Raw genomic sequence first — 12,166 nt, 5'->3', positions numbered from 1 at the left:
ACGACCTCAACGGTCAACCGGTGCTGCGTCTGGCGATGACCCCGGCCTAGCTGGCGGAAATCCGTGAATACTCCATCAAGCAGAACTTGACCACGGTACGTAACCGCGTCAACGAGCTGGGTGTTGCCGAACCGATCGTTCAGCGTCAGGGCGCCAACCGCATCGTGGTTGAGCTGCCGGGCGTGCAGGACACTGCCGAAGCCAAGCGTATTCTCGGCAAGACGGCCAACCTTGAGTTCCGTCTGGCTGCAGAGCCGGGTGCTTCGAAAGCCACTTCCGAAACCTTCGAGTTCCGTGAAGGCAAGCGTCCTCCTGCGCAGATCGAGCGTGGCCTGATCATCACTGGTGACCAGGTGACCGACGCCAAGGCCGGTTTCGGCGAACACGGCACGCCTGAAGTGAACATCCGTCTGGATGGTCACGGTGGCGAGCTGATGAGCCGCGCGACCCGTTCGAACGTCGGCCGCAGCATGGCGGTGATCTTCATCGAACAGCGTCCGGTGACCACTTACACCAAGCAGGTTGTCGACGGTGTCGAGAAAGACGTGCCGGTGCAGACCTTCAAGGAAGAGAAGAAGATCATCAGCCTGGCGACCATTCAGTCGCCGCTGGGTGCGCAGTTCCGTATCACCGGCCTGAACGGCCAGGGCGAATCGTCCGAGCTGGCGCTGCTGCTGCGTGCCGGTGGTCTGGCCGCACCGATGTACTTCGCGGAAGAGCGCACAATCGGTCCGAGCCTGGGTGCTGACAACATCACCAAGGGTATCGATGCATCGCTGTGGGGCATGCTGTTCGTCTCGCTGTTCATCATCGCCATCTACCGCTTCTTCGGTGTGATCGCCACGGTCGCACTGGCGGTGAACATGGTGCTGTTGCTGGCGCTGATGTCGCTGCTGGGGGCAACGCTGACCCTGCCGGGTATCGCCGGTATCGTTTTGACCATGGGTATGGCGGTCGACGCCAACGTGCTGATCTTCTCGCGGATCCGTGAAGAGATCGCCGCCGGCATGACCGTGCAGCGTGCAATCAACGAAGGCTTCGGCCGGGCATTCACCGCGATTCTCGACGCCAACCTGACCACTCTGCTGGTCGGCGGCATCCTCTTCGCCATGGGCACCGGCCCGGTGAAGGGCTTCGCAGTGACCATGTCCCTCGGGATCTTTACCTCGATGTTCACGGCCATCATGGTGACCCGCGCAATGGTCAACCTGATCTTCGGCGGACGTGACTTCAAGAAGTTGTGGATTTAAGGGGCTGCCATGTTACGTACAATCAACTTCATGGGCGTTCGCAACTTTGCGTTCGGCGTGACTGTGTTTCTCACCGTTCTGGCCTTGTTCAGCGTTTTCCACAAGGGCATGAACTGGGGTCTGGACTTCACCGGCGGTACGCTCATCGAGCTGACCTACGAGCGTCCGGCTGACGTCACCAAAGTGCGTGAAGAGCTGGTGACTTCCGGTTACCACGAAGCCATCGTGCAGAGCTTTGGTGCAACTACCGACTTGCTGGTACGTATGCCAGGTGAAGACCCGCAGTTGGGTCACCAAGTAGCAGAGGCTCTGCAGAAAGTCGGCGGCGACAACCCGGCGACGGTCAAGCGCGTCGAGTTCGTCGGCCCGCAGGTCGGTGAGGAGCTGCGCGACCAGGGCGGCCTCGGCATGCTCCTGGCGCTCGGCGGCATCCTGATCTACCTGGCTTTCCGCTTTCAGTGGAAATTCGCGGTCGGCGCCATCGTTTCGCTGATTCACGACGTGATCGTGACTGTCGGTATCCTGTCGTTCTTCCAGATCACCTTCGACCTGACGGTGCTGGCGGCGGTGCTGGCGATCATCGGTTACTCGCTGAACGACACCATCGTCGTGTTCGACCGGGTTCGTGAGAACTTCCGTGTGCTGCGCAAGGCTTCGCTGATCGAGAACATCAACATCTCGACCACTCAGACCCTGCTGCGGACCATGGCAACGTCGATCTCCACCTTGCTGGCGATTGCTGCGCTGCTGTTCTTCGGTGGCGACAACCTGTTCGGCTTCTCCATCGCCCTGTTCATCGGTGTGCTGGCGGGTACTTACTCGTCGATCTACATCGCGAACGTGGTGCTGATCTGGCTGAATCTGAGCACCGAGGATCTGATTCCTCCGGCCAACACCGAGAAGGAAGTCGACGACCGTCCATAACGGCCATCGCTTCTCCGGCTGTCAGCCCAGAAAAGGCGCGAGTTGAACTCGCGCCTTTTTTTATGCTCCAAGGCTGGGAGAAGCGCGGGACGTGTCCCGCATGTGATGGTCAGGAGGTTCATGTGAACAAGTCGTTGCTGGTTGGTGCGGTATTGGGTGCTGTCGGTGTGACTGCCGGGGGTGCTGTTGCCACCTACAGCCTGGTTAAAAGCGGCCCTGAGTATGCGCAAGTGCTGGCCGTAGAACCGGTCAAAACACAGATCAAGACTCCACGTGAAGTGTGCAAGGATGTTGCTGTAACCCGTCAGGCGCCGGTCAAGGACCAGCACCAGATCGTGGGTACGGTGCTCGGTGCGGTCGGCGGTGGCCTGCTGGGCAATATGGTCGGCGGTGGTAACGGCAAGAAAATTGCCACCGTGGCTGGTGCGGTCGGCGGCGGTTATGCCGGTAACAAGGTGCAGGAAGGCATGCAGAACCGCGACACCTACACCACCACCCAGACTCGCTGTAACACCGTGAATGACATCAGCGACAAGGTTGTCGGTTACGACGTGCGTTATTCGCTGGATGGCAAGGAAGGCAAAGTGCGGATGGATCGTGATCCGGGCAACCAGATTCCGGTGGACAAGGAAGGCAAGTTGATTCTGTCGCAGAATCAGCCGGGTCAGTAAAGACAGACTGTTTTAAAAGAAGCACCCTGCGGGGTGCTTTTTTTGTTGCCTGTGTAGGAGCTGCCGAAGGCTGCGATCTTTTGACTTTGTTTTTTAAGAGCAAGATCAAAAGATCGCAGCCTTCGGCAGCTCCTACAGAGGGGGGAATTGAATCGCAGGCATAAAAAAAGCACCCCGAAGGGTGCTTTTTGCGTTTCGCGGGAAGCTTAGCGCTTCAGCGAAGCCGGCAGGTGCGGCTGGATCGCCGTCAAGACTGCCTTGAAGCATTTGGTGTTGCCGGCAACGATGTGGCCTTTTTCAAGGAAATCGTGACCGCCGGTGAAGTCGCTCACCAGACCGCCAGCTTCCTGGATCAGCAGGGCGCCGGCAGCCATGTCCCACTCGGACAGGCCCGATTCCCAGAACGCGTCGAAACGACCGGCAGCCACGTAGGCCAGGTCCAGGCTGGCGGAACCGGCGCGGCGGATGCCGGCAGTCTGGCCAACCAGGGCGCGGAACATGCCCAGGTAGTTGTCGAGGTTGTCCATCTGGTCGTCACGGAACGGGAAGCCAGTACCCAGCAAAGCGCCGTCGAGGCTGGTGCGACCGCTGACGCGCAGACGACGACCGTTCAGTTGAGCGCCGCGACCACGGCTGGCGGTGAATTCTTCCTGGCGAACCGGATCCAGAACCACAGCGTGTTCCAGGCGACCACGGTATTTGCAGGCAATGCTGACAGCAAAGTGAGGAATGCCACGCAGGAAGTTGGTGGTGCCGTCCAGTGGATCAATGATCCACAGGTACTCTTCGCCTTCGATGCCGTTACCGACATGCATGCCGGTCTCTTCACCCTGGATCGAGTGATTCGGGTAAGCCTTGCGCAGAGCATCAATGATTTTCTGTTCGGCGGCGCGATCGACCTCGGATACATAATCCTTGGCGTCTTTTTCGTCGACCTTGATGGTATCCAGGCGCTCGATGGAGCGGAAGATCAGTTCACTGGCGCTGCGGGCGGCGCGCAGCGCGATATTCAGCATGGGCTGCATGGATGTGTCACCTAAGGTTGTTAAAGAAAGCCGCGCATTCTATCAGAACTTTTCTTCAGGTGAAGGTCACTGTTCGCTTTCATAGCTTAACGGTAGGCTGTTCTGTAAGATTTGCACCCCTTTCCTGTGTCCGAGAGCGCCTCCCTTGCTGCAGAACATTCGTGTCGTCCTGGTCAATACCAGCCACCCCGGCAACATCGGCGGGGCCGCGCGCGCCATGAAAAACATGGGTCTGTCGCGGCTGGTGCTGGTCGAGCCGCGCCTGTTTCCGCATCACGAAGCCGATGCCCGTGCTTCCGGTGCCGGTGACATCCTTGAAAACGCGCAAGTCGTCGCCACTCTGGAAGATGCCTTGGTCGGCTGCAATCTGGTGCTTGGCACCAGCGCCCGTGACCGGCGTATTCCCTGGCCGCTGCTGGATCCCCGCGAATGCGGGAGCAAAGTGGTCGAGGAGGCGGGGCAAGGCGCGGAAATCGCGTTGGTGTTTGGTCGTGAAGACTCCGGCCTGACCAACGAGGAGCTGCAGCGATGTCACTTTCACGTGCACATTCCCTCCGATCCTGGGTTCAGCTCGCTGAACCTCGGGGCGGCGGTGCAGGTGTTGAGCTATGAAGTGCGCATGGCCTGGCTGGCCGCTCAAGGGCAGCCGACCAAGATCGAGAAAGAAGAAGTGGCCTCGGTGAAAAGCGCCGAGCTGGCGACCATGGATGAGCTCGAGCGCTTTTACGAGCATCTGGAGCAGACGCTGGTCGCCATCGAATTTCTCGATCCGGAAAAGCCGCGGCACTTGATGGCGCGCCTGCGCCGGTTGTACGGACGCAGCTCGGTCAGCCGGGCGGAAATGAATATTTTGCGTGGCATCCTCACGGAAACCCAAAAAGCGGCCCGTGGTGAGCTTCTTAAACGGAAGGACTGAATGATGTTTGAGCGTTTGCGTGAAGATATCCAGAGCGTATTCCATCGAGACCCGGCGGCGCGTAACGCTTTTGAAGTCCTGACCTGCTACCCCGGTATGCATGCGATCTGGATTCACCGGTTGGCTGGCATGCTGTGGCGCAACGAGCTGAAATGGCTGGCGCGACTGGTGTCCAACTTCGGTCGCTGGTTGACCGGCATCGAGATTCATCCGGGGGCCAAGGTTGGTCGGCGCTTCTTCATCGACCACGGCATGGGCATCGTCATTGGTGAAACCGCCGAGATCGGCGATGACGTGACCATTTATCAGGGCGTGACCCTTGGAGGTACCAGCTGGAACAAAGGCAAGCGCCACCCGACGCTGGGTGACGGAGTAGTGGTCGGTGCCGGTGCCAAAGTGCTCGGGCCATTCACGGTAGGGGCGGGTGCGAAAGTCGGTTCCAATGCGGTGGTCACCAAGGAAGTGCCGCCGGGCGCCACGGTGGTGGGGATTCCGGGGCGGATCATCGTCAAGACCGATGAAGAGCAGGACGCCAAGCGCAAGGCCATGGCCGAGAAGATTGGTTTCGATGCTTATGGCGTCAGCGAAGACATGCCTGACCCAGTGGCCCGGGCCATCGGCCAGTTGCTCGATCACTTGCAAGCGGTGGACGGACGGCTGGAAGGGATGTGCGGCGCACTGAAGGATCTGGGCAGCAACTACTGTGCGAAAGATCTGCCTGAGTTGCGCGAAGAAGACTTTGCCTGTGTGAAGGGCAAGGATCAGAGCCAGGCCAGCTAAGCCGGGGCGCTGCGTTTCGCGAGCAGGCTCGCTCCCACATTGGAATGCATCACCCTGTGGGAGCGGGCTTGCTCGCGAAGAACGATAACGCGGTACCGCTGGCTGTACGCCGCCAGCCTTTGCTATGATGCGCGCGCTCTTTTGCGGGTAAACCCGACTAAAGCACTAGGTCTTATAGTTGACTTAAATGCTCGGGAATAGCATACTCCCGCCCATTCCGAACTCCGTGGTAATTGTCCATGCGACTGACTACAAAAGGCCGATACGCCGTGACCGCCATGCTTGACCTGGCGTTGCACGCGCAGCACGGGCCGGTGTCCCTGGCCGATATCTCCGAGCGCCAAGGCATCTCCCTGTCCTATCTCGAACAGCTTTTTGCCAAGCTGCGTCGCAGTAACCTGGTTTCCAGTGTTCGCGGCCCAGGCGGTGGTTACCAGCTGTCGCGCGACATGCAGGGCATCCAGGTGGCTCAGGTGATCGATGCGGTCAACGAATCGGTCGACGCTACAAAGTGCCAGGGCCAGGGCGATTGCCATTCCGGCGACACCTGCCTGACTCATCACCTGTGGTGCGACCTGAGCCTGCAGATTCACGAATTTCTAAGTGGTATCAGCTTGGCTGATCTTGTGACTCGCCGTGAGGTGCAAGAAGTAGCCCAGCGTCAGGACCAGCGTCGTTGCAACAGCAAGGCGCCACGCCTGGACAAGATTGAAGCGTCCGCCGTCGAATGACAGCCGAAGAGCTAGCGGAACGCCAGCCCTGATTTAGGAGATAGTCCATGAAATTGCCGATTTACCTTGATTACTCTGCGACCACCCCGGTCGATCCGCGCGTTGCGCAAAAGATGAGTGAATGCCTGCTGGTCGACGGAAACTTCGGTAACCCGGCGTCCCGTTCCCACGTGTTCGGCTGGAAAGCTGAAGAGTCCGTCGAAAACGCCCGTCGTCAGGTGGCCGATCTGGTCAACGCTGACCCGCGCGAAATCGTCTGGACGTCCGGCGCTACCGAGTCCGACAACCTGGCTATCAAGGGTGCGGCACATTTCTATGCCTCCAAAGGCAAGCACCTGATCACCAGCAAGATCGAACACAAGGCTGTTCTCGACACCATGCGCCAACTGGAGCGTGAAGGCTTCGAGGTCACCTACCTCGAGCCGACCGAAGACGGTCTGATCACTCCGGCAATGATCGAAGCGGCACTGCGCGAAGACACCATTCTGGTGTCGGTGATGCACGTGAACAACGAAATCGGCACCATCAACGACATCGCTGCCATTGGCGAACTGCTTCGTTCGAAGGGCGTCCTGTTCCACGTCGACGCGGCTCAGTCCACTGGCAAGGTCGAAATCGACCTGCAGAAGCTGAAAGTCGACATGATGTCGTTCTCCGCCCACAAGACCTATGGTCCTAAAGGTATCGGCGCGCTGTACGTCAGCCGCAAGCCGCGTGTGCGCATCGAAGCGACCATGCACGGCGGCGGTCACGAACGTGGCATGCGTTCCGGCACCCTGGCGACCCACCAGATCGTCGGCATGGGCGAAGCCTTCCGCGTAGCCAAAGAAGACATGGCGGCCGAGAACGTACGCATCAAAGCCCTGAGCGACCGCTTCTACAAGCAGGTCGAGCATCTGGAAGAGCTGTACGTCAACGGCAGCCTGACCGCTCGCGTTCCGCACAACCTGAACCTGAGCTTCAACTACGTTGAAGGCGAGTCGCTGATCATGGCGCTCAAGGATCTGGCGGTATCGTCCGGTTCGGCCTGCACCTCGGCGTCCCTGGAGCCTTCGTATGTACTGCGCGCCCTGGGCCGCAACGACGAACTGGCACACAGCTCGATCCGTTTCACCTTCGGCCGTTTCACCACCGAAGAAGAAATCGACTACGCCGCGCAGAAAGTCTGCGAGGCCGTTACCAAGCTGCGCGCACTGTCGCCGCTGTGGGACATGTACAAAGACGGTGTCGACATTTCGAAAATCGAGTGGGCGGCACACTGATTTCAAGTCGCCGCGAACCGGCCCTGCGACCTCAGGTTGCGGGGCTTAAAGAGCGACTCTCTGATGAGTGAGGATTAAGCATCATGGCTTACAGCGAAAAGGTCATCGACCACTACGAAAACCCGCGTAACGTCGGCAAGATGAACGCGGAAGACCCGGATGTCGGCACCGGCATGGTCGGCGCTCCGGCGTGCGGCGACGTGATGCGTCTGCAGATCAAGGTCAACGATCAGGGCGTTATCGAAGACGCCAAGTTCAAGACCTATGGCTGCGGTTCGGCAATCGCTTCCAGCTCCCTGGCCACCGAGTGGATGAAGGGCAAGACGCTGGACGAAGCCGAGACCATCAAGAACACTCAGCTGGCCGAAGAACTGGCCCTGCCACCAGTGAAAATCCACTGCTCGGTACTCGCTGAAGACGCTATCAAAGCGGCTGTTCGCGACTACAAGCAGAAGAAAGGCTTGATCTAAGCATTGCGCGACGAGTAAGGAGTCAACGATGGCTATCAGCATGACAGAAGCGGCTGCTCGACACGTGCGACGCTCCCTCGACGGGCGCGGCAAAGGTGAAGGGATTCGTCTGGGTGTTCGCACCACAGGCTGTTCCGGCCTTGCCTACGTGCTGGAGTTCGTCGACGAGGTGGTTGCCGAGGATCAGGTGTTCGAAAGTCACGGCGAGAAAGTGATTATCGACCCGAAAAGCCTGGCCTACCTGGACGGCACCGAACTCGATTTCGTCAAGGAAGGGTTGAACGAAGGCTTCAAGTTCAACAACCCCAACGTACGCGGTGAATGTGGCTGCGGCGAAAGCTTCAACATCTGAGGCTTGTCGTGGGTATTCCTTGTCATTTCGCTTTATTCGAGCTGCAACCGAGCTTCCGTCTGGATCTCGAGCAGTTGGCCACGCGCTACCGTGAGTTGGCGCGCGGCGTTCATCCTGACCGCTTTGCCGACGCTTCCGAGCGTGAGCAGCGGTCGGCGCTCGAGCAGTCTGCGCGGCTCAACGACGCGTACCAGACGCTCAAGAGTCCTGCCCAGCGTGCACGTTACCTGCTGACCATCAGCGGGCATGAAGTGCCGATGGAAGTCACGGTCCATGATCCCGAGTTTCTCTTGCAGCAGATGCAATGGCGCGAAGAGCTCGAAGACCTTCAGGACAGTGCCGACCTCGACGGTGTCGCGGTATTCAAGCGTCGCCTGAAAGTGGCTCAGGAACAGTTGAACGAAAGCTTCGCAGCCTGTTGGGATGATGCGGCGCAACGCGAACAGGCCGAACGCCTGATGCGGCGAATGCAGTTCCTCGACAAGCTCACCTACGAAGTGCGCCAGTTAGAAGAGCGCCTCGACGATTAACCCAGTGCCGCTCCGGTCGCACGCCTGATATACAGATAAGTCCTGATCACGATGGCCCTACTGCAGATCGCCGAACCCGGCCAAAGTCCTCAACCGCACCAGCGTCGTCTGGCTGTGGGGATCGACTTGGGCACTACCAATTCGCTGGTCGCTGCGTTGCGCAGTGGTCTTTCCGAGCCACTGGCCGACGCTGACGGGCAGGTCATCCTGCCGTCCGCCGTGCGTTATCACGCCGACCGCGTCGAGGTTGGCGAGTCGGCCAAACTGGCCGCGTCCTCCGATCCCTTGAACACTGTGCTGTCGGTCAAGCGCCTGATGGGGCGTGGTCTGTCCGACGTCAAGCAATTGGGCGAGCAACTGCCGTACCGCTTCGTCGGTGGCGAATCGCACATGCCGTTCATCGACACCGTGCAGGGCCCGAAAAGTCCGGTCGAAGTCTCCGCCGATATCCTCAAGGTGCTGCGTCAGCGTGCTGAAGCGACCCTGGGTGGCGAGCTGGTCGGTGCGGTGATCACCGTTCCGGCGTATTTCGACGATGCTCAGCGCCAGGCCACCAAGGACGCGGCGAAACTCGCCGGTCTGAACGTGCTGCGTCTGCTCAACGAGCCGACCGCTGCTGCCGTGGCTTATGGTCTGGATCAACACGCCGAAGGTCTGGTTGCTATCTATGACCTGGGCGGCGGTACGTTCGATATTTCGATTCTGCGTCTGACTGGCGGCGTGTTCGAAGTGCTGGCCACCGGCGGCGACAGCGCCCTGGGCGGCGATGACTTCGATCACGCGATTGCCGGCTGGATCATCGAGAGCGCCGGCCTGTCCGCCGACCTCGATCCGGGTGCACAGCGCAATCTGCTGCAAACTGCCTGCGCGGCCAAAGAAGCCCTGACCGATGCGGCCAGCGTTGAAGTCGCCTACGGTGACTGGAAAGCGCAATTGACCCGTGAAGCCTTCGATGCGCTGATCGAGCCAATGGTTGCCCGCAGCCTGAAAGCCTGCCGCCGCGCCGTACGTGATTCCGGTATCGAACTGGAAGACGTGCATGCCGTGGTCATGGTCGGTGGTTCGACCCGTGTGCCGCGTGTTCGCGAGGCGGTTGCCGAAGCCTTCGGTCGTCAGCCATTGACGGAAATCGACCCGGATCAAGTGGTGGCCATCGGGGCCGCGATCCAGGCCGACACGCTGGCTGGCAACAAGCGCGATGGCGGCGAACTGCTGCTGCTCGACGTGATTCCACTGTCTCTGGGGCTGGAAACCATGGGCGGGCTGATGGAGAAGGTGATTCCGCGCAACACCACCATCCCGGTCGCCCGCGCTCAGGACTTCACCACTTATAAAGACGGCCAGTCGGCCATGGCGATCCATGTGCTGCAGGGTGAGCGCGAGCTGATCAGCGACTGTCGCTCCCTGGCGCGCTTCGAACTGCGCGGCATTCCGGCGATGGTGGCCGGTGCGGCGAAGATTCGCGTGACTTTCCAGGTCGATGCCGACGGTCTGCTAAGCGTGTCTGCCCGTGAACTCGGTTCGGGCGTTGAAGCGAGCATTCAGGTCAAGCCTTCCTACGGCCTGACCGACGGCGAAATCGCCAAGATGCTCAAGGACTCGTTCCAGCACGCCAATGACGACAAGGTCGCTCGCGTCCTGCGCGAGCAGCAGGTCGATGCCCAGCGCCTGATCGAAGCGGTACAGGGCGCTCTGGAGGCTGACGGCGAGCGTTTGCTCGACGCCGAAGAGCGCATGGTCATCGAACTGCAGATGCAGGAACTGGCCGAATTGATGAAAGGCACCGATGGTTACGCCATCGAGCAGCAGACCAAGCGTCTGTCGCAAGTGACCGATGCTTTTGCTGCCCGCCGCATGGATCTGACGGTGAAAGCCGCTCTGTCGGGGCGCAATCTGAATGAAATCGAGGATATCTGATGCCGCAGGTCATTTTTCTGCCCCACGAGAAGTTCTGCCCTGAAGGCATGGTGGTCGAGGCCGAACCCGGCACTTCGATTCTCGATCTGGCTCACGAACACCATATCGAGATGGAAAGTGCTTGCGGCGGTGTCTGCGCCTGCACCACTTGCCATTGCATCATCCGCGAGGGTTTCGACTCGCTGGAAGAGGCGGACGAGCTGGAAGAAGACTTCCTCGATCGCGCCTGGGGCCTGGAAGCGCAATCGCGCCTGGCCTGTCAGGCTATCGTCGGCGAAGAAGACATCACCGTCGAGATTCCGAAATATTCGCTTAACCATGCGGCCGAAGCGCCGCACTGACTGGTAAGACTGTCATGAGCTACGGTTGGAATGATGTTCAACGTATTGCAGAAGAGCTGGCCGAGGCCCACGAGGGGCTCGATCCGTATTCTGTAGGTTTTGTCCGTCTGCAGCATATGATCGAGGAACTGCCTGACTTCGATAAGACTTCTGGCCGCGTTGGCGAGAAGGTGTTGGAAAGGGTTCAGGAGCTTTGGGCCGCAGAATTGGACTGATCGTCTCGCAGGTTAGGCAATACCCAAGAACCCGCGTATAATTCGCGGGTTTAATTTTTCGCAAATTACTGTTTCTGGAGTTACACCATGGCTGTTCAACGTACTTTCTCCATCATCAAGCCTGACGCCGTTGCTAAAGGCGCTGCCGGCGAAATCGTTACCCGTTTCGAAAAGGCTGGTCTGAAAGTTGTTGCTTCGAAAATGAAGCAGCTGTCCAAAGCCGAAGCTGAAGGCTTCTACGCTGAGCACAAAGAGCGTGGTTTCTTCGGTGACCTGGTTGCTTTCATGATCTCCGGTCCAGTAGTTGTTCAGGTTCTGGAAGGCGAAAACGCTATCGCTCGCAACCGTGAGCTGATGGGCGCTACCAACCCTAAAGAAGCTGCTGCCGGCACCATCCGTGCTGACTTCGCTGAGTCGATCGACGCCAACGCCGTTCACGGTTCGGACTCCGAAGCCGCTGCTGCTCGCGAAATCTCGTACTTCTTCGCAGCTACTGAAGTAACCACTCGCTAAGCATTGCTTGAAGAGTGAAGGTGAATCCATGACTACATCGACTGTTAAAACAAACCTGCTGGGTCTGACCCAGCCGGAAATGGAAAAATTCTTCGACTCAATCGGGGAGAAGCGTTTCCGTGCCGGTCAGGTAATGAAATGGTTTCACCACTTTGGCGTCGATGATTTCGACGCCATGACGAACGTCAGCAAGGCCTTGCGCGACAAGCTCAAGGCTATTGCTGAGGTCCGTGGTCCCGAAGTGGTCAGCGAGGACATTTCCAGCGACG

14 protein-coding genes and 2 pseudogenes are annotated in these 12,166 nt (G+C 59.2%); 15 read left to right on the top strand and 1 reads right to left on the bottom strand.

The genetic code is table 11. The annotated features are described in order from the left end of the window. The 3 genes and pseudogenes from secD to ACIOUG_RS25450 form a co-directional block, all read left to right on the top strand. Nucleotides 1-1,250: pseudogene (gene secD / locus ACIOUG_RS25460) on the top strand (protein translocase subunit SecD); the annotation flags it as partial. 9 nt (nucleotides 1,251-1,259) lie between these two features. Continuing rightward, complete coding sequence (gene secF, locus ACIOUG_RS25455) at nucleotides 1,260-2,174, top strand: protein translocase subunit SecF (RefSeq protein WP_139054231.1); 915 nt, start codon at nucleotides 1,260-1,262, stop codon at nucleotides 2,172-2,174. Between the two features lie 122 nt (nucleotides 2,175-2,296). Next, nucleotides 2,297-2,845, top strand: coding sequence for a glycine zipper 2TM domain-containing protein (locus tag ACIOUG_RS25450; protein ID WP_025109224.1), 549 nt, complete (start codon nucleotides 2,297-2,299; stop codon nucleotides 2,843-2,845). Nucleotides 2,846-3,051: 206 nt separating this feature from the next. Here ACIOUG_RS25450 and suhB read toward each other — a convergent pair whose 3' ends face one another. Then, complete coding sequence (gene suhB / locus ACIOUG_RS25445; RefSeq protein ID WP_003227916.1) at nucleotides 3,052-3,870, bottom strand: inositol-phosphate phosphatase; 819 nt, start codon at nucleotides 3,868-3,870, stop codon at nucleotides 3,052-3,054. 145 nt (nucleotides 3,871-4,015) lie between these two features. On the opposite strand from suhB, the gene trmJ reads away from it, so the two are divergent. The 12 genes and pseudogenes from trmJ to ACIOUG_RS25385 form a co-directional block, all read left to right on the top strand. After that, nucleotides 4,016-4,786: a tRNA (cytosine(32)/uridine(32)-2'-O)-methyltransferase TrmJ gene (gene trmJ / locus ACIOUG_RS25440; protein ID WP_003227915.1), complete on the top strand. Its 771-nt coding sequence runs from the start codon at nucleotides 4,016-4,018 to the stop codon at nucleotides 4,784-4,786. A 3-nt stretch (nucleotides 4,787-4,789) separates the two neighbouring features. Then, complete coding sequence (gene cysE / locus ACIOUG_RS25435; protein ID WP_003227913.1) at nucleotides 4,790-5,566, top strand: serine O-acetyltransferase; 777 nt, start codon at nucleotides 4,790-4,792, stop codon at nucleotides 5,564-5,566. Nucleotides 5,567-5,805: 239 nt separating this feature from the next. Continuing rightward, nucleotides 5,806-6,297 carry a Fe-S cluster assembly transcriptional regulator IscR gene (gene iscR / locus ACIOUG_RS25430; protein WP_003227911.1) on the top strand — a complete coding sequence of 164 codons (492 nt, stop codon included), beginning with the start codon at nucleotides 5,806-5,808 and terminating at the stop codon, nucleotides 6,295-6,297. A 47-nt stretch (nucleotides 6,298-6,344) separates the two neighbouring features. Beyond that, entirely contained in the window at nucleotides 6,345-7,559 is a 1,215-nt protein-coding gene (locus ACIOUG_RS25425; RefSeq protein ID WP_041071812.1) for an IscS subfamily cysteine desulfurase, read from the top strand. An 83-nt stretch (nucleotides 7,560-7,642) separates the two neighbouring features. Then, nucleotides 7,643-8,029 carry a Fe-S cluster assembly scaffold IscU gene (gene iscU, locus ACIOUG_RS25420; protein ID WP_003227907.1) on the top strand — a complete coding sequence of 129 codons (387 nt, stop codon included), beginning with the start codon at nucleotides 7,643-7,645 and terminating at the stop codon, nucleotides 8,027-8,029. A 28-nt stretch (nucleotides 8,030-8,057) separates the two neighbouring features. Next, nucleotides 8,058-8,381, top strand: coding sequence for an iron-sulfur cluster assembly protein IscA (gene iscA / locus ACIOUG_RS25415; protein ID WP_003227904.1), 324 nt, complete (start codon nucleotides 8,058-8,060; stop codon nucleotides 8,379-8,381). 8 nt (nucleotides 8,382-8,389) lie between these two features. After that, nucleotides 8,390-8,911: a co-chaperone HscB gene (gene hscB, locus ACIOUG_RS25410; RefSeq protein ID WP_003227901.1), complete on the top strand. Its 522-nt coding sequence runs from the start codon at nucleotides 8,390-8,392 to the stop codon at nucleotides 8,909-8,911. Between the two features lie 51 nt (nucleotides 8,912-8,962). Next, nucleotides 8,963-10,828 carry a Fe-S protein assembly chaperone HscA gene (gene hscA, locus ACIOUG_RS25405; RefSeq protein ID WP_003227899.1) on the top strand — a complete coding sequence of 622 codons (1,866 nt, stop codon included), beginning with the start codon at nucleotides 8,963-8,965 and terminating at the stop codon, nucleotides 10,826-10,828. Then, a complete protein-coding gene (fdx, locus tag ACIOUG_RS25400; RefSeq protein WP_003227897.1) occupies nucleotides 10,828-11,169 on the top strand; it encodes an ISC system 2Fe-2S type ferredoxin in 342 nt (113 codons plus the stop codon). The genes hscA and fdx overlap by 1 nt, the downstream gene beginning before the upstream one ends. Nucleotides 11,170-11,183: 14 nt before the next feature. Next, nucleotides 11,184-11,384 carry a Fe-S cluster assembly protein IscX gene (gene iscX / locus ACIOUG_RS25395; RefSeq protein WP_103520545.1) on the top strand — a complete coding sequence of 67 codons (201 nt, stop codon included), beginning with the start codon at nucleotides 11,184-11,186 and terminating at the stop codon, nucleotides 11,382-11,384. 87 nt (nucleotides 11,385-11,471) lie between these two features. Further along, entirely contained in the window at nucleotides 11,472-11,897 is a 426-nt protein-coding gene (gene ndk / locus ACIOUG_RS25390; RefSeq protein WP_003227894.1) for a nucleoside-diphosphate kinase, read from the top strand. 28 nt (nucleotides 11,898-11,925) lie between these two features. Further along, a pseudogene (locus ACIOUG_RS25385) lies at nucleotides 11,926-12,166 on the top strand (23S rRNA (adenine(2503)-C(2))-methyltransferase RlmN); the annotation flags it as partial.

This window comes from Pseudomonas sp. NPDC087803 (assembly GCF_044742995.1).
Taxonomy (GTDB): domain Bacteria; phylum Pseudomonadota; class Gammaproteobacteria; order Pseudomonadales; family Pseudomonadaceae; genus Aquipseudomonas.
This window is presented reverse-complemented; position numbering and strand designations above follow the sequence as displayed.

Coding starts and splice junctions, on each gene's coding strand:
- ACIOUG_RS25425 (WP_041071812.1), top strand. CDS start 6,345: ATGAAATTGCCGATTTACCTTGATTACTCTGCGACCACCCCGGTCGAT.
- iscU (WP_003227907.1), top strand. CDS start 7,643: ATGGCTTACAGCGAAAAGGTCATCGACCACTACGAAAACCCGCGTAAC.
- ndk (WP_003227894.1), top strand. CDS start 11,472: ATGGCTGTTCAACGTACTTTCTCCATCATCAAGCCTGACGCCGTTGCT.
- iscX (WP_103520545.1), top strand. CDS start 11,184: ATGAGCTACGGTTGGAATGATGTTCAACGTATTGCAGAAGAGCTGGCC.
- fdx (WP_003227897.1), top strand. CDS start 10,828: ATGCCGCAGGTCATTTTTCTGCCCCACGAGAAGTTCTGCCCTGAAGGC.
- iscR (WP_003227911.1), top strand. CDS start 5,806: ATGCGACTGACTACAAAAGGCCGATACGCCGTGACCGCCATGCTTGAC.
- secF (WP_139054231.1), top strand. CDS start 1,260: ATGTTACGTACAATCAACTTCATGGGCGTTCGCAACTTTGCGTTCGGC.
- hscA (WP_003227899.1), top strand. CDS start 8,963: ATGGCCCTACTGCAGATCGCCGAACCCGGCCAAAGTCCTCAACCGCAC.
- cysE (WP_003227913.1), top strand. CDS start 4,790: ATGTTTGAGCGTTTGCGTGAAGATATCCAGAGCGTATTCCATCGAGAC.
- iscA (WP_003227904.1), top strand. CDS start 8,058: ATGGCTATCAGCATGACAGAAGCGGCTGCTCGACACGTGCGACGCTCC.
- suhB (WP_003227916.1), bottom strand. CDS start 3,870: ATGCAGCCCATGCTGAATATCGCGCTGCGCGCCGCCCGCAGCGCCAGT.